Source organism: Streptomyces sp. SP18BB07, assembly GCF_036322545.1.
GTDB classification, from domain to species: Bacteria; Actinomycetota; Actinomycetes; order Streptomycetales; family Streptomycetaceae; genus Streptomyces; species Streptomyces deccanensis.
In genome coordinates this window covers 267,145-285,875 of record NZ_JAQYWT010000342.1, presented here as the reverse complement: position 1 = coordinate 285,875, position 18,731 = coordinate 267,145, and the positions used below count along the sequence as shown (strand labels likewise).

9 protein-coding genes and 1 tRNA gene are annotated in these 18,731 nt (G+C 71.7%); all 10 read left to right on the top strand.

The window, feature by feature from the left end:
- Positions 1–273: 273 nt before the first annotated feature.
- The 10 genes from PUR53_RS32310 to PUR53_RS32265 all read left to right on the top strand — a co-directional run bounded on the left by PUR53_RS32310 (position 274) and on the right by PUR53_RS32265 (position 18,555).
- Positions 274–2,679, top strand: a complete 2,406-nt coding sequence (locus PUR53_RS32310; RefSeq protein WP_329910584.1) for a sodium-translocating pyrophosphatase — start codon at positions 274–276, stop codon at positions 2,677–2,679.
- A gap of 207 nt (positions 2,680–2,886) precedes the next feature.
- Positions 2,887–3,498 carry a small secreted protein gene (locus PUR53_RS32305; RefSeq protein ID WP_329899720.1) on the top strand — a complete coding sequence of 204 codons (612 nt, stop codon included), beginning with the start codon at positions 2,887–2,889 and terminating at the stop codon, positions 3,496–3,498.
- A gap of 279 nt (positions 3,499–3,777) precedes the next feature.
- Positions 3,778–5,310 carry a class I SAM-dependent methyltransferase gene (locus PUR53_RS32300; protein WP_329899721.1) on the top strand — a complete coding sequence of 511 codons (1,533 nt, stop codon included), beginning with the start codon at positions 3,778–3,780 and terminating at the stop codon, positions 5,308–5,310.
- Positions 5,311–5,577: 267 nt separating this feature from the next.
- Complete coding sequence (locus PUR53_RS32295) at positions 5,578–7,911, top strand: serine/threonine-protein kinase (protein ID WP_329910583.1); 2,334 nt, start codon at positions 5,578–5,580, stop codon at positions 7,909–7,911.
- 98 nt (positions 7,912–8,009) lie between these two features.
- Positions 8,010–8,207 (top strand): hypothetical protein, encoded by a 198-nt coding sequence (locus PUR53_RS32290; RefSeq protein ID WP_239756390.1) that lies wholly within the window; start codon positions 8,010–8,012, stop codon positions 8,205–8,207.
- Positions 8,208–8,515: 308 nt separating this feature from the next.
- Entirely contained in the window at positions 8,516–11,371 is a 2,856-nt protein-coding gene (gene topA / locus PUR53_RS32285; protein ID WP_329899723.1) for a type I DNA topoisomerase, read from the top strand.
- A gap of 180 nt (positions 11,372–11,551) precedes the next feature.
- Entirely contained in the window at positions 11,552–14,932 is a 3,381-nt protein-coding gene (gene tmk, locus PUR53_RS32280; RefSeq protein WP_329910582.1) for a dTMP kinase, read from the top strand.
- 450 nt (positions 14,933–15,382) lie between these two features.
- Complete coding sequence (locus PUR53_RS32275; protein ID WP_329899725.1) at positions 15,383–16,588, top strand: DNA polymerase III subunit delta'; 1,206 nt, start codon at positions 15,383–15,385, stop codon at positions 16,586–16,588.
- 183 nt (positions 16,589–16,771) lie between these two features.
- Positions 16,772–18,358: an alpha/beta hydrolase gene (locus tag PUR53_RS32270; protein WP_329899726.1), complete on the top strand. Its 1,587-nt coding sequence runs from the start codon at positions 16,772–16,774 to the stop codon at positions 18,356–18,358.
- A 123-nt stretch (positions 18,359–18,481) separates the two neighbouring features.
- Positions 18,482–18,555: transfer RNA gene (locus tag PUR53_RS32265), tRNA-Thr, on the top strand.
- The last annotated feature ends 176 nt before the right edge of the window (positions 18,556–18,731 follow it).

Here is an 18,731-nt window from a genome sequence, read left to right as displayed (position 1 = left end):
AGCAGGGCCCTTCGTGTTTGTTCGGCATTTATTCCGATCACCGTTCATCGGAACACCGGAATTCGTGAAGGAATTCACGATCATTCCCCTGATAATTGATCAAGCGTCAATGCCTTTGAGGTGTTACTTCTTTCGAGTAGCGTGGGCAGGTCCGGATCATTTGCTGAAGAGCATGTGAAGGCCAATTCCGTTTCCCGCGCACTGTTTTGATCAGGTTCACCTCCCTACAATCCGTCCACATCTTGAGCTCAGCCCAAGCGTCAAGGAGGACGAATGGCGGGGCTTTCTACCCCTCAAAGGTTTGACCACACCGCGAACTTCGCAGCCGCGGTGCTCACCGACGACAACCGGATCATCGTCATGGTGATCGGCGTCGTGGCCCTGGCAGCACTCGTCGTCGCCGGGCTCCTGGTGCGCCAGGTGCTCGCGGCGGGCGAGGGCACCGACAGCATGAAGAAGATCGCGACGGCCATCCAGGAAGGCGCGAACGCCTATCTGGCACGGCAGTTGCGTACGCTCGGCGTATTCGCCGTCGTCGTGTTCTTCCTGCTCATGCTGCTGCCCGCGGACGACTGGAATCAGCGCGCTGGGCGATCGGTGTTCTTCTTGATCGGCGCGGCGTTCTCGGCGGCCACCGGCTATATCGGTATGTGGCTCGCCGTGCGCAGCAATGTGCGCGTCGCCGCGGCGGCCCGGGAAGCGACACCTGCGGCAGGTGAGCCGGAAAAGGATCTCACCGCCGTCTCGCACAAGGCGATGAAGATCGCATTTCGCACCGGCGGCGTCGTCGGCATGTTCACGGTGGGGCTCGGCCTCCTCGGCGCGTCCTGCGTGGTCCTCGTCTACGCGGCCGACGCACCGAAGGTACTGGAGGGCTTCGGCCTCGGCGCCGCGCTCATCGCCATGTTCATGAGGGTCGGCGGCGGCATCTTCACCAAGGCCGCCGACGTCGGCGCCGACCTGGTCGGCAAGGTCGAGCAGGGCATTCCGGAGGACGATCCGCGCAATGCCGCGACCATCGCCGACAACGTGGGCGACAACGTCGGCGACTGCGCGGGCATGGCGGCCGACCTCTTCGAGTCGTACGCCGTGACGCTCGTCGCCGCGCTGATCCTCGGCAAGGCGGCGTTCGGCGACTCCGGCCTCGCGTTCCCGCTGATCGTGCCCGCGATCGGCGTACTCACCGCGATGATCGGCATCTTCGCGGTGGCCCCCCGCCGCACCGACCGCAGCGGCATGTCCGCCATCAACCGCGGCTTCTTCATCTCCGCGGTGATCTCGCTGGTGCTCGTCGCCATCGCCGTCTACGCCTATCTGCCCTCGTCGTACGCCGAGCTCGAAGGGGTCACGGACACGGCGATCGCGGGTCACGAGGGCGATCCGCGGGTCCTCGCGGTCGTCGCCGTGGCCATCGGCATCGTGCTGGCCGCGCTGATCCAGCAACTGACCGGCTACTTCACCGAGACCACCCGGCGTCCGGTCAAGGACATCGGCAAGAGTTCGCTCACCGGCGCGGCCACCGTCGTCCTCGCCGGTATCTCCATCGGTCTGGAGTCGGCCGTCTACACCGCCCTGTTGATCGGCCTCGGCGTCTACGGGGCGTTCCTGCTCGGCGGTACGTCGATCATGCTCGCGCTGTTCGCGGTGGCGCTGGCCGGCACGGGCCTGCTCACCACGGTCGGTGTCATCGTTGCCATGGACACCTTCGGGCCGGTCTCCGACAACGCGCAGGGCATCGCCGAGATGTCCGGCGACGTCGAGGGCGCGGGCGCGCAGGTGCTCACCGACCTGGACGCCGTCGGCAACACCACCAAGGCCATCACCAAGGGCATCGCCATCGCCACGGCCGTCCTCGCCGCCGCCGCGCTCTTCGGCTCGTACCGGGACGCGATCCTCACGGCGGCGAACGACGTCGGGGAGAAGGTCTCCGGCGAAGGCGCGCCCATGAACCTGATGATGGACATCTCGCAGCCCAACAACCTCGTCGGGCTCATCGCGGGCGCCGCGGTCGTCTTCCTCTTCTCGGGGCTGGCGATCAACGCGGTCTCGCGGTCGGCGGGCGCGGTGGTCTACGAGGTGCGGCGGCAGTTCCGCGAGCACCCCGGGATCATGGACTACAGCGAGAAGCCGGAGTACGGCCGGGTCGTCGACATCTGTACCAAGGACGCCCTGCGGGAGCTGGCCACGCCCGGTCTGCTCGCCGTCATGGCGCCCATCGCGATCGGGTTCACGCTCGGGGTCGGCGCGCTCGGCGCCTATCTCGCCGGCGCGATCGGCACCGGGACGCTGATGGCGGTGTTCCTCGCCAACTCCGGTGGCGCGTGGGACAACGCCAAGAAGCTGGTCGAGGACGGCCATCACGGCGGCAAGGGCAGCGAGGCCCATGCCGCGACCGTCATCGGCGACACCGTGGGCGACCCGTTCAAGGACACGGCGGGACCGGCCATCAACCCGCTGCTGAAGGTGATGAACCTCGTCGCGCTGCTCATCGCGCCCGCGGTCGTCCAGTTCAGCTACGGAGAGGACAAGAGCGTCGCGTTGCGGGTCGCCATCGCCGTGGCCTCGATCGCCGTCATCGTCGGCGCGGTGTACGTGTCCAAGCGACGCGGGATCGCCGTGGGTGACGAAGACAACTCCGAGCGAGTGGCCAAGTCGGCGGATCCAGCGGTGGTTTCGTAGGCGGTCTGACGACCGGCTCTGCCAGGGGCCAGCTCAAGGGGCGGGCGGACGGCGCGTGTTGACGCGTCGGCTGTCCGCCCCTTGGCCGTGCCGGTGGTGCCCGTGAGCCTTCTCTCGCTTGGTGCAAACGGTTACAAAAGGGTGTACCGGGGGTGCTCGGCACACAGGTGACACCCATACGGCGTGTATGTTCCGGGGCCGAGAGCCATGGAAGGGACCAATCCGGTGAACAAGAAGCTCGCGGCCGCACTGTCCGGCGGTGCGGTACTGGTACTGGCGCTGTCCGGCTGCAGCGGCGACGACGAGACGAACGACAAGCTGAACTCCTGGGCCAAGGAGGTCTGCGACTCGGTGCAGCCGCAGATCAAGAAGATCGCGGCGGCCAACACCTCGATCCAGAAGGAGACCTCGGACGACAGCGCGCCTGCGGACGTGCAGAAGGCCGACTCCCAGGGCTTCCAGGACATCTCCGACGCGTACAAGGCGATGGCGACGGCCATTCAGAAGGCCGGGGCGCCGGACGTCGAGGACGGCGAGAAGAAGCAGAAGGCCGCGGTCGCCGAGTTGAACCAGTTGTCCACGGCGTACGGGGAGCTGAAGAAGAAGTCGGACGCGCTGAACACCAAGGACCAGGCGAAGTTCGCGGACGGGCTCGAAGGGGTCGCGACGGAGCTGGAGAAGCTCAGCAAGACCGGGAGCGACGCGTTGAAGGAGCTGGAGAAGGGGGAGGTCGGGCAGGCGATGGCCGAGCAGCAGAGCTGCAAGTCGGCGACGACCTCCGGGGCGGCTTCGGCGCCGGCTGTGCCTTCGGAGAGCTGACGGGGGCTCTCGGCCTGTGAGCTGAGGTGAGCTGGGCCGGGGCTTGATCAGGCGCCCGGGGTTGCACGCCGGCGGGCGGGGCGGGCCGCGGGTCCATCGGGCGCTCGGCGGTCGAGCTGGTCGGGGGTGGGTCCGCGGCTCGGCGGTGACGAGGCGCCGCCTGCGCCCACCCGTGCCGCCCCAGCGGCACGACTGCCCGCAGTTGTGACGACGGAGCGAGCCGAGATGCGGCGTGTGTGCCGCCGAGGCGGGTCGCGAGGCGCGGCTACGCTGAGCGTCGTGAGTAACTCCAAGCTGTCGTCCTTGCCCTCCACCGACCGGACCGATGTCGCCGTGCGGCTTCGAGAGGCGTTGCTCGGTGTCGAGTTCACCGCTGACGGGCTGCTCGAACTGCTCGGTGCCTCCGCCTACGCGGCCCTCGCGCGGAGCGAGGTCGTGCCGGCGCTCAGGGCGACCCGGGGGGACACGGCGCTGGAGTCGCTGGTGCGGCTGTTCCTGTTGCAGGAGCCGGTCGTACGCGCGCGCGTGGAGGGCGTGCTGCCTGTGGACGCGTGCGTCGAGAGCGGCTGGCTCGTGCGTGTCGGTGACGACGGGGACGAGGTCGCCGCCACCGTCGACGTGCGGCCCTACGGCGGCCCCGGCGGCGAGGACTGGTTCATCGTGTCCGACCTGGGGTGCGCGGTCGGTGGGGCCGGCGGGATCGGAAGCCGGGACGAGGGCGTCGTGCTAGGGGTCGGTGGGGCGTCCACGACGCTGGCCGGCATCACCGTACGGACGCCCGTCGCAGCCGCCCTCGACCTCGGGACCGGCTCCGGCATCCAGGCGCTGCACGCCGTACAGCACGCCACGCGCGTGACGGCGACCGATCTCAACCCGCGCGCGCTGCACATCACAGCGCTCACGCTGGCGCTCTCCGGAGCCCCCGCCGCCGAGCTGCGGGAGGGCTCGCTCTTCGAGCCGGTCGGGGCGGACGAGACGTACGACCTCATCGTGTCCAACCCTCCGTTCGTGATCTCGCCGGGCGCCCGGTTGACATACCGCGACGGCGGCATGGGCGGGGACGACCTGTGCCGCACGCTCGTCTCGCAGGCGGGAGAGCGGCTGAACGAGGGCGGGTACGCGCAGTTCCTCGCCAACTGGCAGCACGTGGAGGGCGAGGACTGGCAGGAGCGGCTCAGGTCGTGGGTGCCGCGCGGCTGCGACGCGTGGATCGTGCAGCGCGAGGTCCAGGACGTCGCGCAGTACGCCGAGTTGTGGCTGCGGGACGCGGGCGACCACCGCGGTGACGTGGCCGAGTACCAGGCGCGGTACGACGCGTGGCTCGACGAGTTCGAGGCGCGGAAGGTGAAGGGCGTCGGCTTCGGGTGGATCACGCTGCGGAGGACGGCCGCCGCGGAGTCCGAGCCCTCGATCACCATGGAGGAGTGGCCGCATCCGGTCGAACAGCCGCTCGGTGAGACGGTGCGGCAGCACTTCGCGCGCGTCGACTACCTGCGGGAGAGCGACGACGCGGCCCTCCTCGCGGCGCACTTCCGGCTCGCCGCCGAGGTCGTCCAGGAGCAGGTCGGGCTGCCCGGCGCCGAGGACCCCGAGCATGTGGTGCTGCGTCAGAACCGGGGGATGCGCCGGGCCACGAAGGTGGACACGGTCGGCGCCGGATTCGCCGGTGTGTGCGACGGCACGCTCAGCGCCGGACGGATTCTGGACGCCATCGCCCAGCTCGTCGGCGAGGACCCGGTGGCGCTGCGCGACCGGACTCCGGTCCAGATCCGCCTCCTCGTCGAACAGGGGTTCCTCGAACCGGCTCTGTGACCCGCCCGCACCGGCGAGGGGCCCGTCCGGGCTCCCGCACCCGGTGACTATTTCCTGACCGTCCGGTGACCGTACCGGTACCCCGCCCGGCGCCCGTTCCCGTGACGTACGGGGCGCATTCGCACCACTGGGACGTATGTGTCCCCTCTGGCTGGATTGGTCCGCAAAAGGGCTCCTGTCAGTGGTGCGTGCGAAGCTATTTTCAAGAGACGGATTCGACGTGTCCTCGGGGGAGGCACGCGCTGTCTCGGGGATCGGGGGATCGCGATGGCGGGGGATACGCCGGAGCAGGGCCAGGGAAGGATCATCAACGACCGATACCGCCTGCTGCGCACCCTGGGCGCGGGCGGCATGGGCCGGGTCTGGCTCGCGTACGACGAGGAGTTGGCCTGCGAGGTCTCCATGAAGGAGATCTCCCTGCCCGCTGCCCCGATGGACGCGACCGAGCCCGCCCAGCGCATCGCCCGGGCCCGCAGCGAGGCCCGGCACGCCGCGCGGCTGCGCGGTCATCCCCATGTGGCCACGGTCCACGACGTGGTGCTCCACGAGGGCCTGCCGTGGATCGTCATGGAGTACGTGCCGGACGCGATCGACCTCCAGGCGGTCGTCCGGCAGCGGGGCCCGCTCCCGCCCGAGCAGGTCGCCCGGATCGGGCTCGCCGTCCTCGACGCGCTCACGGCGGGACACCGCATCGGCATACTCCACCGGGACGTGAAACCGGCCAACATCCTGCTCGCGGCCGACGCCTCGGGCGACCCGTACGCGCGCGTGCTGCTCACCGACTACGGCATCGCGCTCCAGCCGGAGTCCCGCGAGCCCCGGCTCACCGCCACCGCCGGCATCCTCGGTACGCCCGGCTATCTGGCGCCCGAGCGGGCGCGGGGCGAGCCGCCGACCCCGGCCGCCGACCTGTTCTCGCTCGGCGCCACGCTGTACGCGGCTGTCGAGGGCCGCGGCCCCTTCGACCGGCGCGGCGAGTACGCGACGCTCACGGCCCTGCTCGGCGAGGAGCCGACACCGCCCGCCCGCGCAGGTGAACTGGCCCCCGTCCTGCACGGGTTGCTCATCAAGGACCCCGTGCGCCGGCTCTCGCCGGAGGCCGTGGCACGCGGCCTGGAGCGGGTGACCGCCTCGGGCGGCGGGCCGATCCCGCCGGGCTGGGGAACCACCCCCGCGTCGGCCCCCGGCGCCTTCGGACCGGCCGTCGGCACCCCCGGTACGCCCGGGGCTCCCGCCACACCCGGTACGCCTCCGGGGTACGTGGCAAGTGCGCCCCCCGGTTACGTGGCCGCCGGGCAGCACGGCCTCGGGGGGACGCCGAACACGCCCGGCCCGCCCCACACGCCGTACACCCCGGGGGCCCCGCACACACCCGGCGCGCCCTCGGGGCCGAACACCCCGAACACTCCTGCGGGCGGCCCGCCCACACCGGGCGCGACGCCGGGCGGCCCCGCGCCGCACGACCCGTGGCAGCAGGGACAGCAGCAGCACGGTCCCTACGGCAGCTACAACCCGTACGGGGGCGGCCCGTCCACGCCCTACGGGAGCCCGGCGTACGGCGGCGGAGGCGCCCGCACGCCCGGGTACGGCGCCACCGTGGGCAACCAGTCGCCGTACACGGCCAACCCGTCGGCACCGTACGGCGGTGGCGGCGCCCCACCGCCGGGGCACGCGGGGTTCCCAACCATGACGGCCGGGAGCCCGCAGCCGCCCGGCGGGCCGAAGCGGAGAACGCCCGCGGCGGCGGTCGTCGCGATCGTGGTCGCCGTGCTGCTCGTCGCGGGCGGCGGGACCTGGGCCGCGCTGAACCTGACGGGCGGCCCGGACCCCAAGCCCTCCGACACCCCGGGCGCGCTGGCGTCGCCGCCCAAGTCGGAGTACCCCTACGGCAAGCAGGCGGCCCTCAAGCAGGCGCTGGAGGTGGGGGACTGCGTCAAGGCGGTCTGGACGGGGACGGCGTTCGACTCGGTGCCCGACCTCGGCGTGGTGGACTGCGACGAGGACTGGCCGGACGGCCAGGTCGTGGCGATAGAGACGGCGTCGGACGCCGCCGACGCCAAGGCCAGCGGCGCGCAGCGCTGCGCCAGCCAGGCCGACCCGATGGCCGAGGCACTGCCCGACGCAGACGTCTACGCGCTCGTCCCGACGGCGGAGGGCTTCACAGCGGCCAAGGGCGGAACGGCCTGTCTGGTGCTCGGCAAGCACGTCCCGATCGGCGGCGAGGTGGGCCGACTCCGTGACGTGGGCATGAACCTGTGGCCCACGCAGATGGCCGTCGGCGACTGCTGGGACTACACCACCAGGGAGGACGAGGGGTACGACGCCCCGCTGACCGACTGTGCCCAAGCGCACACCGACCAGGTCGTCGGATCGGTGCAGGCACCCGACAACATGACGTTCGACGGCGCCCTCGCCGAAGGCGGAAAGCTGTGCACCAACAGGTTCGAGTCGAGTTGGGCGCCCGGCGCTGACCTGATCGTGTCGGGATGGGTCTCCGCCGAAGAGGAGTGGAAGAAGGGCTTCAACAAGGTGGTGTGCACGGTGCGCAACGCCGACATGTCGCAGACGACCGGGAAGATACCCACGCCCGGCTCGGTCTGAGCGTCCGGACGCCTCGCGTTCACCTCGGGTTCGCGCGCCCGCTTCCCGTCCGTGCCAGCCTCCCGTCCCGGGGCAGTCGAGGGGTGGGAGGACGGGACATGGAGAGCGGTCCGGCGATCTTCGTGGGAGTGGTGTTCGCCCTGTTCGGGGGCGGGCTGCTGCTGTGGACCGCGAGGCGGCTGCGCCTCGGCGAGCCGGTCGCGCAGGGGGTACGTCCCGTGATGTCGGCGACCCTCGCGAGCGTCACCGCGGTCACCGCCCTGGCGCTCGGGGCGTGGTGCCTCACCCGCGTCTGAGGGGGCTCGGGGGACGCGGCCGGAGTGCGGGTGGGGTAACTGAGATGTGACCCTCCGCATAGGCCCCGAACGGATCGCTGAAGACGCCGGGCGGCAGGAATGGCGGTAGTCGGGTTACCGTTCGAGTGGCCGTTGCGGGCTTTTCCCGTTTGACACGGGGGCGGGATGTACCGTCACACTCCGCAGCGTCAGCATGACCCGACCCCCGGGCCGACCACCGAGCCCCGTGCGAGGCAACGGTTTCCGGGGGCCCCGCCCCGGGACGCCAGCCTGGGGAGCCCCAGCGTCGACCGGAGAGAAGAGCGAAGTTGTCCCCGACCAGCGAGACCGCGAAGGGCGGCCGCCGACTCGTCATCGTCGAGTCGCCTGCCAAGGCGAAGACGATCAAGGGCTATCTCGGCCCCGGCTACATCGTCGAGGCGAGCGTGGGGCACATCCGCGACCTTCCCAACGGCGCCGCGGAGGTGCCCGAGCAGTACACCGGCGAGGTGCGCCGTCTCGGCGTGGACGTCGAGCACGACTTCGCGCCCATCTATGTGGTCAACGCGGACAAGAAGGCTCAGGTCAGGAAGCTCAAGGACTTGCTGAAGGAGTCCGACGAACTCTTCCTCGCCACCGATGAGGACCGCGAGGGAGAGGCCATCGCCTGGCACCTCCAGGAGGTGCTCAAGCCCAAGGTCCCGGTCAAGCGGATGGTCTTCCACGAGATCACCAAGGCCGCGATCCAGGCCGCCGTCGCCAACCCGCGCGAGCTGAACCAGCGCCTCGTCGACGCCCAGGAGACCCGCCGCATCCTCGACCGCCTCTACGGTTACGAGGTCTCGCCGGTCCTGTGGAAGAAGGTCATGCCGCGCCTGTCGGCGGGCCGCGTCCAGTCCGTCGCGACCCGGCTCGTCGTGGAGCGCGAGCGCGAGCGGATCGCCTTCCGCTCCGCCGAGTACTGGGACCTCACCGGCACCTTCGCCACCGGCCGCGCCGGTGACGCCTCCGATCCGTCGTCGCTGGTCGCCCGCCTGCAGTCGGTGGACGGCCGCCGCGTCGCCCAGGGCCGCGACTTCGACTCGCTCGGCCAGATCAAGGGCGCGAACGTCCTCCACCTCGACGAGGCCAACGCCCGCGCGCTCGCCGCCGCCCTCGAGAACACCCGCTTCTCGGTCCGGTCCGTCGAGTCCAAGCCGTACCGCCGCTCGCCGTACGCCCCCTTCCGTACGACGACGCTCCAGCAGGAGGCCTCCCGCAAGCTCGGCTTCGGGGCCAAGGCGACGATGCAGGTGGCGCAGAAGCTGTACGAGAACGGCTTCATCACCTATATGCGTACGGACTCCACGACGCTCAGCGACACCGCCGTGGCCGCCGCCCGCGCCCAGGTCACCCAGCTCTACGGCGCCGACTACCTGCCGGCGCAGCCGCGAACGTACGCCGGGAAGGTCAAGAACGCGCAGGAGGCGCACGAGGCGATCCGGCCCTCGGGCGATCGTTTCCGCACGCCGGCCGAGACCGGGCTGACCGGTGACCAGTTCAAGCTGTACGAGCTGATCTGGAAGCGGACCGTCGCCTCCCAGATGAAGGACGCCACGGGCAACAGCGTCACCGTCAAGATCGGCGGCACCGCCTCCGACGGCCGGGACGCCGAGTTCAGCGCCTCAGGCAAGACGATCACCTTCCACGGCTTCCTCAAGGCCTACGTCGAGGGCGCCGACGACCCGAACGCCGAACTCGACGACCGCGAGCGCAGGCTGCCGCAGGTCAACCAGGGCGACCCGCTCTCCGCCGAGGAGATCACGGTCGACGGGCACGCCACCAAGCCGCCCGCCCGCTACACCGAGGCTTCGCTGGTCAAGGAGCTCGAAGAGCGCGAGATCGGCCGTCCCTCGACGTACGCGTCGATCATCGGCACCATCCTCGACCGGGGCTACGTGTTCAAGAAGGGCACGGCGCTCGTGCCGTCCTTCCTGAGCTTCGCCGTGGTCAACCTCCTGGAGAAGCACTTCGGGCGGCTCGTCGACTACGACTTCACCGCCAAGATGGAGGACGACCTCGACCGCATCGCGCGCGGCGAGGCGCAGGCCGTGCCGTGGCTGAAGCGCTTCTACTTCGGCGAGGGCGCGGACGTGACCGGCACGGCCGCGGCCGCGGCCGGCAACGGCGACGGGGACCACCTCGGCGGCCTGAAGGAACTCGTGACCGACCTGGGCGCCATCGACGCGCGCGAGGTCTCGTCCTTCCCCGTCGGCAACGGCATCGTGCTGCGCGTCGGGCGCTACGGCCCGTACATCGAGCGCGGTGAGAAGGATGCGGAAGGGCACCAGCGGGCGGACGTGCCCGAGGACATGGCCCCCGACGAACTGAGCATCGAACTCGCCGAGGAACTGCTCGCCAAGCCGAGCGGCGACTTCGAGCTGGGTGCCGACCCCGCGACGGGCCATCAGATCATCGCCCGCGACGGACGCTACGGCCCGTACGTCACCGAGGTGCTCCCCGAGGGCACCCCGAAGACCGGCAAGAACGCGGTCAAGCCGCGCACGGCCTCGCTGTTCAAGTCGATGTCCCTGGACACGGTGACCCTCGACGACGCCCTGAAGCTGATGTCGCTGCCGCGGATCGTCGGCGCCGACGCCGAGGGTCAGGAGATCACCGCGCAGAACGGGCGGTACGGGCCGTATCTGAAGAAGGGCACGGACTCGCGGTCGCTGCAGACCGAGGAGCAGCTCTTCACGATCACCCTCGACGAGGCGCTGGCGATCTACGCGCAGCCCAAGCAGCGCGGGCGGGCCGCCGCCAAGCCGCCGCTGAAGGAACTGGGCGAGGACCCGGTCAGCGCGAAGCCGGTCGTGGTGAAGGACGGTCGCTTCGGGCCGTACGTCACCGACGGCGAGACCAACGCGACGCTGCGGTCCGGCGACAGCGTGGAGACGATCACGCCCGAGCGCGGGTTCGAACTGCTGGCGGAGAAGCGGGCGAAGGCGCCTGCCAAGAAGACGGCCAAGAAGGCGCCGGCGAAGAAGACCGCGACCAAGACCGCCGCGAAGAAGGCCGCGCCGGCCAAGAAGACCGCCGCCGCGAAGAAGACGGCCGCTTCGAAGACGGCCGCGGCCAAGAAGGCGGCTCCGGCGAAGAAGGTGGCCGCGAAGAAGGCGACTGCTGCTGGGGACGGCGCCCAGTAGCTCGGGGGCGTGGGTTGTTCGGCGACTGCGGGTTCGTTGTGGTCGATCGCGCAGTTCCCCGCGCCCCTGACGGGGCGCTCCGCTTCGCCGAATGTGTGCGTTTTGTGTGACTTGGTCGTGCGGCGTGCGTGCGTTCGGGCGCTGCTTCTGGGTGTCGGTGGGTGCCGATAGGCTGAAAGCATGATGCGAGCCGAGCAGCCGACGGCCCACAACCCGGCCCCCGATGACGCCCTGGCAGCCGATTCCAGGGAGCGCGCCGTCCGGGCGCTGCTGCGCCGACCGCAGCTGAAACGGTTGTGGAGCGCCCAGCTCGTGGGCGGCGTGGGCGATGTGCTCGCGCTGTTCGTGCTGGTGCTCCTCGCCTTCCAGGCGGCGATCGCCGAGGGCGCCTTCGGTGGCGGATACCGGGGCGTCGCCCTGACGGTCGCGACCGTCTTCGGCACGCGCGCCCTCGCGACCCTGCTCTTCGGTGCCGTGCTTCTCGGTCCGCTCACCTCGCTGACCGCGCAGGACGGCCCGCTCGACCGCCGCTGGACCATGGTCGGCGCGGACGGGCTGCGGGTCCTGCTGCTGATCGTCGCGCCCCTGTGGATCGACTGGACGCCGGACAACGCGCTCGCGGTGCTGCTGGTCACCGCGTTCGTCGCCGGTGTCGCCGAGCGGTTCTGGACGGTCTGCCGCGAGAGCGCGGCCCCCGCGCTGCTGCCCGCGCCGCCGCTGGAGGGCGCGACCGTCCGGCCGTTGCCGGACCACATGGACGCGCTGCGGCGCCTGGCCCTGCGTACCGGATTCGTGGCCGTGCCCCTGGCGGCCGCCGTCCTCGTCGTCGCCTCGCTGCTCAACAACCTGCTGGGTGCGGGCCTCGACTGGTTCGGGCAGCACCAGGCCGCGCTCTCCTCGTACGTCGCCGCCGGGCTCTTCGCCGCGTCGCTGTCCGTCGTGACCTTCCTCGACCTGCCCAAGACGCGCACCCCGCGCGCGCGGTCGCCGCTGGAGGGGCTGCGCCGGCCCAAGACCGGCACCGGTGTGGACAAGGGCCGCACGGGCGCGATCCCGCTGCTGGTACCGGCCTGCGGGGCCGTCGCGGGTGCGGTCGCCGCCGCGGTCGCCGTCGCCGTGCTGCACGCCAAGGACCTGGGCGGCGGGCCGGTGATGTACGGGCTGTTCGTCACCGCGCTGACGGGAGGCGTGGTCGTCGGGATCCGTCGGGCGCCGTCCGTGCTGCCCTCGCTGTCCCGGCGTCGGCTGCTCGCCCTCGCGATCGCCTTCACCGGGATCGCGCTGCTCGCCGCCGGTCTGACGCCGGACGTCACGAGCGTCGTGCTCATCCTGGGGCTCGCCGGTGCCGGTGCGGGCATCGCCGCCAACACCGGGCACACGCTGCTCGACCAGGAGGCCGAGGACTTCCGGCGGGCCCGCACCACCGAGCATCTGCACGCTGTCGTACGGGTGTTCGTGGCGCTGGCGGTGCTCGTCGCTCCGCTGGTCGCCGCCGTCATCGGGCCGCACCGGCTGGAGAGCGGCAAGTTCGTGTTCGCGCACGGCGGTGCGGCGTTCACGTTGATGCTGGTGGGCGCGTTGCTGCTGCCGGTCGCCGCGCTGGTGCTCGCCAAGGTCGACGACCGGTCCGGGGTGCCGCTGCGCCATGACCTGCGGGACGCGTTGCTGAAGGGCGACGATCCGGTTCAGGCGCCCGCGGCTTCGGGCTTCTTCATCGCCCTGGAGGGCGGGGACGGCGCCGGGAAGTCCACTCAGGTCGAGGCGCTCGCCGAGTGGATCCGGGCCAAGGGGCACGAGGTCGTGGTCACGCGCGAGCCGGGGGCGACCCCGGTGGGCAAGCGGCTGCGGTCGATTCTGCTGGACGTGTCCAGCGCCGGGCTCTCGCACCGGGCCGAGGCCCTGCTGTACGCGGCGGATCGCGCCGAGCACGTGGACACCGTGGTGCGGCCCGCCTTGGAGCGCGGCGCGGTCGTCATCTCCGACCGGTACATCGACTCGTCCGTGGCCTATCAGGGCGCCGGGCGGGACCTCTCGCCCACAGAGATCGCCCGGATCTCGCGGTGGGCGACCGATGGGCTCGTACCGCATCTGACGGTGCTGCTGGACGTGTCGCCCGAGACCGCGCGCGAGCGGTTCACCGAGGCGCCGGACCGGCTGGAGTCGGAGCCGGCCGAGTTCCACGAGCGGGTGCGGGCCGGGTTCCTGACACTGGCCGCCGCGGATGCCGGGCGGTACCTGGTCGTGGACGCCGGGCAGGATCCGGAGGCAGTGACGACCGTAATCCGGGCCCGACTCGACGTGATGCTGCCGCTGTCCGAGGCCGAGGTGAAGGCGCAGGAGGAGGCCCGACGCAAGGCCGAGGAGGAAGCCCGGCGCAAGGCCGAGGAAGAGGCCGCGCGCAAGGCCGAGGAGGAGCGGCTGGAGCGCGAGCGCCAGGAGGAGCTCGCGCGGCTGCGGGCCGAGGAGGAGGAGCGCAAGCGGCGCGAGCTGGAGGAGGCTCAGCGGCGCGAGGCGGAGCGGCAGGCGGAGGAGGCCCGGCAGCGGGCCGAGGAAGCGCGCCGTCGAGCCGAGGAGGAGCAGGCGCGGCTCCTCGCGGAGGAGAAGGCGCGGGCCGAGGCCGAGGAACGGCGGCGAGTCGAGGAGGAACGGCGTCGTCAGCAGGCCGCGGAGGAGCAGCGGCTGCGGGCCGAGGCGGAGGCGCGGCGCCTGGAGAAGCAGCGGAAGGCCGAGGAGGCGTTGCTGCGGGCCGAGGAGGCGCGGCGGGTGGCCGCCGCCGCGGAGGCCGACCGGGCCGCGGCGGTCGCGGCCGAGGCGGAGCGCGCCGCTGCGGAGCGGGCCGAGGCCGACCGGAAGGCCGAGGCGGAGCGGGTCGCGGCTGCGGCGGAGGCTGCGCGGGTTGCGGCTGAGCGCGGGGCTGGGGCTGGGGCTTCGGCCGGGGCTGAGGGTGGCGCTGCGGGTGCGGATGCGGGTAGGGGGTCCGAGGCTGGTGCCGGTGGTCGGGGCGATGATGCGGTGACCGTGGCTACGCCGTTCGTGACGCCGACCAACGCGTCGGGTGGGCCGGTGGACGAGACGGCGGTGTTGCCGCCGGTGCGGGGGGATGCGCCGGCGGGTGACTCCGAGACCACGGCGAAGCTGCCGAAGCCGTCGGTGCCGGCTTCCGGGGCTGGGGCTGCGGCTGCGGCTGCGGCTGCGGCTGCGGCTGCGGCTGCCGAGGATGAGACCGCGGTGTTGCCGCAGGTGCCGTCGGAGGCCGCCGACGAGACGGCCGTGCTGCCGCCGGTGCGGGACGAACTGGCGCCGCCGGGATACTTCCGGGACGAGTGGCCTGCGGCGGGCGGTGCCGATGGGGCCGACGGGGCGGACCGTGCGGACGGGACCGATCGGACGCGGGAGCTTCCGCAGGTCGACGAGCAGGGGGTGCCGCGGAGGCGGCCTCGGTCGGACTGGGCCGAGGAGACGCCGCTGGACGATCTGCCCACGTTGGCGGACGAGTTGTTGGGGCCGCACGGCGAGGACGATGCCGAGGGGAAGCGGGGCTGGGGGCGGCGCCGCCGCTGAGTTGAGCTGAGCTGAGCCGGGCCGTGTTGGTTGTTGGCCGTCGGTGGCCGGTACGCGTACCGGCCACCGACGACCGGTACGCGTACCGCCGGTGGGTGGGTCGGGGCCGTGCCGGTGCGTCAGCCCGTCGCTTGGTGCCCTACTGCTCGGGGGTGGATTCTCCGGGTTCTCTGGGCCGCTGTATGCGACGGGCTCGACGCACCGGCACGGCCCCTTCCGTGCGTGGGCGGCCTACCGTGCGTGCATCGGCGGCCTACCGGGCGTGCGTCGGTGGCCTACCGGGCGTGCGTCGGTGGCCGACCGTGCGTGCGTCGGCGGCCTACCGGGCGGCGTGGTCGTCTCCGTGGACGACGGTCCGGTGCCGCGGTCGGATGTGTGGGCGGTGTGATGTCAGTGGGGTCGCGCACAATGGGGCGCGGTGAGGGTTTTGTGTGACGGAGGCGGTGGGGCATGGCTGTGTGGGACGACCTGGTGGGGCAGGAGCGGCTGAGTGCGCAGCTGGACGCGGCCGCTCGGGACGCGGACAGGATCGTCACGGCGGCGGAGCAGGGGGTCGCGCCTCCGGAGGCGTCGAAGATGACGCACGCGTGGCTGTTCACGGGGCCGCCGGGGTCGGGGCGGGTGACGGCGGCGCGGGCGTTCGCCGCGGCGTTGCAGTGTGTGAGTCCGGACCGGGCGCTCGGGGGGAGCCCGGGATGCGGGTTCTGTGACGGGTGCCATACGGCGCTGGTGGGGACGCACGCGGATGTGAGCACCGTGGCGGCGGTGGGCACGCAGATCCTGGCCGACGACATGCGGGACACGGTGCGCAAGTCGTTCACGTCGCCGGCGAACGGGCGCTGGCAGGTGATCCTGGTCGAGGACGCCGAGCGGTTGAACGAGAAGTCGGCCAACGCCGTGCTGAAGGCCGTGGAGGAGCCCGCCCCGCGGACGGTGTGGATGCTGTGCGCGCCGTCCTTGGAGGACGTGCTGCCGACGATCCGGTCGCGGTGCCGGCATGTCGCACTGCTCACACCGTCGGTGGACGCGGTGGCGGACATGCTCGTACGGCGGGAGGGCATCGAGCCGGAGGCCGCCGCGACGGCCGCGCGGGCGACCCAGGGGCACATCGAGCGGGCCCGGCGGCTGGCCACCGATCCGCGGGCCCGGGAGCGGCGGGCTGCCGTGCTGAAGCTGCCGTTGCGGGTCGAGGACATCGGAGGGTGTCTGAAGGCGGCGCAGGAGTTGGTGGACGCCGCCTCGGAGGAGTCGAAGCAGTTGGCCGAAGAGGTCGACACCAAGGAGACCGAGGAGCTGAAGGCGGCGCTGGGCGCGGTGCAGGGCGGGCGTATGCCGCGCGGCACGGCGGGCGTGATGAAGGACCTGGAGGACAAGCAGAAGCGGCGGCGCACGCGGGCGCAGCGGGACAGCCTGGACCTCGCGCTGACCGAGCTGACCGGGTTCTATAGGGATGTGCTGGCCATCCAGTTGGGGTCGCGGGTCGCGCTCGCCAATGTCGAGGTGCGGGACAGTCTGGAGCGGCTCGCGCGGGGCGGCACGCCCGAGGCGACGTTGCGGCGCATCGATGCGATCGCGGCGTGCAGAGAGGCGTTGGATCGCAATGTGGCGCCCCTGCTGGCCGTGGAGGCGATGACGATGGCCCTGCGCGCCGGGTGAGGTGATGGGGGAGGGGGCCCCGCCGGGTTGGTCGGCCGGGTTGGTCTGGGGGGCTGGTCTGCGGGGGTGGTCTGTGCGGCACGACCGCGGGCACCGGGGTGCGTTCGGTTGACCGGGTCATTCGTACGAGGAGCGTTCGTCGCCGTTCGTGATGAATTGAGTGGTTCTGGTTAGGCTCGCGAGATGCACACCAGGCGTACTTCCCGGCCGAACCGGTCCCTGCGGGCCGCCGGCGCGTTGCTCGCGGCCGCCGCGCTGCTCGTCGCGGGCTGCTCCTCCGGTCACTCCAGTGCGGCGGCCACGACGGTCGACGGGGGGCCCGCTCTCGGCCCGCTGCCCCGTGCGACTCCGTCGGCGCTGGCCCCGTACTACGAGCAGAAGCTGAGCTGGCGCACCTGCGAGACCCCCGGTTTCCAGTGCGCCACGATGAGGGCGCCGCTCGACTACGCGAAGCCGGGCGAGGGTGACATCGAGTTGGCCGTCTCGCGGCGGAAGGCGACCGGGCCGGGAGAGCGGCTCGGCTCGCTGCTGGTCAATCCGGGTGGGCCCGGCGGCTCGGCGGTCGGCTATGTGCAGCGGTACGCGGGCATCGGCTACCCGGCCAAGGTGCGGGCGCGGTACGACATGGTGGCCGTCGACCCGAGGGGCGTGGCGGGCAGTGAGCCGGTCGAATGTCTCACCGGGCGCCAGATGGACACGTACACACAGACGGATCTCACCCCCGACGACACGGCGGAGAGGGGTCGGCTGGTCGCCGCGTACAAGCGCTTCGCGGAGGGGTGCGGGGAGCGGGCGCCGAAGCTGCTGCGGCACGTCTCCACGGTCGAGGCCGCGCGGGACATGGACATTCTCCGGGCCCTGCTGGGCGACGAGAAGCTGACGTACGTGGGTGCCTCGTACGGGACGTTCCTGGGTGCGACGTACGCGGGGCTGTTCCCGGAGCGGGTCGGGCGGCTGGTGCTGGACGGCGCGCTGGACCCGTCGCTGCCGGCCCGTCGGCTCAACCAGGAGCAGACGGCGGGCTTCGAGACGGCCTTCCAGGCGTTCGCCAGGGACTGCGTACGGCGGAAGGACTGCGTACTGGGGCGTACGCCGACGCAGGTCGCCGAGAACCTGAGCGGGCTCTTCGAACGGCTGGACGCACGGCCGCTCGCGACCGGCGACGCCGACGGGCGGCGGCTCGGCGAGTCCCTCGCGACGACGGGCGTGATCGCCGCGATGTACGACGAGGGGGCCTGGCCGCAGTTGCGCCAGGCGCTCAGCGAGGCGGTCGAGAAGGACGACGGCGCCGGCTTGCTCGCCCTCTCGGACAGCTACTTCGAGCGGGCGCCCGACGGCACCTACTCCAACCTGATGTACGCCAACGCCGCCGTGAACTGCCTGGACCTCCCGGCCGCCTACGACACCCCGGAAGCGGTCGAACGGGCTCTCCCCGAGTTCGAGAAGGCCTCACCCGTCTTCGGCCGGGCCCTCGCGTGGGCCTCCCTGAACTGCGCGTACTGGCCGGTGGGGCCGACGGGCGGACCGCACCGCATCGAGGCGAAGGGCGCCGCCCCGATCGTCGTCGTCGGCACCACCCGTGACCCGGCCACGCCGTACCGCTGGGCGCAGTCCCTCGCCTCCCAGCTGTCCTCGGCTCGCCTCCTCACGTACGACGGCGACGGCCACACCGCCTATGGGCGCGGCAGCGCCTGCATCGACTCCGCGATCAACACGTACCTGCTCCGCGGCACGCCCCCTACGGACGGAAAGCGCTGCTCAGCGTCCTGATCCTCGGCATCCGCGACGGCCGGGTCGGGACGTCCCCGGGGTGCTCCGACCCCTGGTTCGGAGCACCCCGGAAACTGTGTAGACTTACCGACGTTGCTGATCGCACCATAGTGCGGACAGCGCGCCGCCTTAGCTCAGATGGCCAGAGCAACGCACTCGTAATGCGTAGGTCTCGGGTTCGAATCCCGAAGGCGGCTCAGCGAAGACCCAGGTCAGATAGCCTCTGAACTGGGTCTTTTGCCATTTCGTTACCTTGCTTCTGCTGGAGTGCCGGGCTGGAAGCCCGGTCAGGCGCTTCCTGGTGGCCGACCGGTGGCCAAACGTGCAAGGGGCGTGCAGGGGCGGTGGCCAAGGGCGTTGCTGGGAGCATGTC

What these genes read in the sequence shown, in the direction of transcription:
- PUR53_RS32310 (WP_329910584.1), top strand. Translation starts at nt 274, where the DNA reads ATGGCGGGGCTTTCTACCCCTCAAAGGTTTGACCACACCGCGAACTTC.
- PUR53_RS32305 (WP_329899720.1), top strand. Translation starts at nt 2,887, where the DNA reads ATGGAAGGGACCAATCCGGTGAACAAGAAGCTCGCGGCCGCACTGTCC.
- PUR53_RS32295 (WP_329910583.1), top strand. Translation starts at nt 5,578, where the DNA reads ATGGCGGGGGATACGCCGGAGCAGGGCCAGGGAAGGATCATCAACGAC.
- PUR53_RS32290 (WP_239756390.1), top strand. Translation starts at nt 8,010, where the DNA reads ATGGAGAGCGGTCCGGCGATCTTCGTGGGAGTGGTGTTCGCCCTGTTC.
- tmk (WP_329910582.1), top strand. Translation starts at nt 11,552, where the DNA reads ATGATGCGAGCCGAGCAGCCGACGGCCCACAACCCGGCCCCCGATGAC.
- PUR53_RS32275 (WP_329899725.1), top strand. Translation starts at nt 15,383, where the DNA reads ATGGCTGTGTGGGACGACCTGGTGGGGCAGGAGCGGCTGAGTGCGCAG.
- PUR53_RS32270 (WP_329899726.1), top strand. Translation starts at nt 16,772, where the DNA reads ATGCACACCAGGCGTACTTCCCGGCCGAACCGGTCCCTGCGGGCCGCC.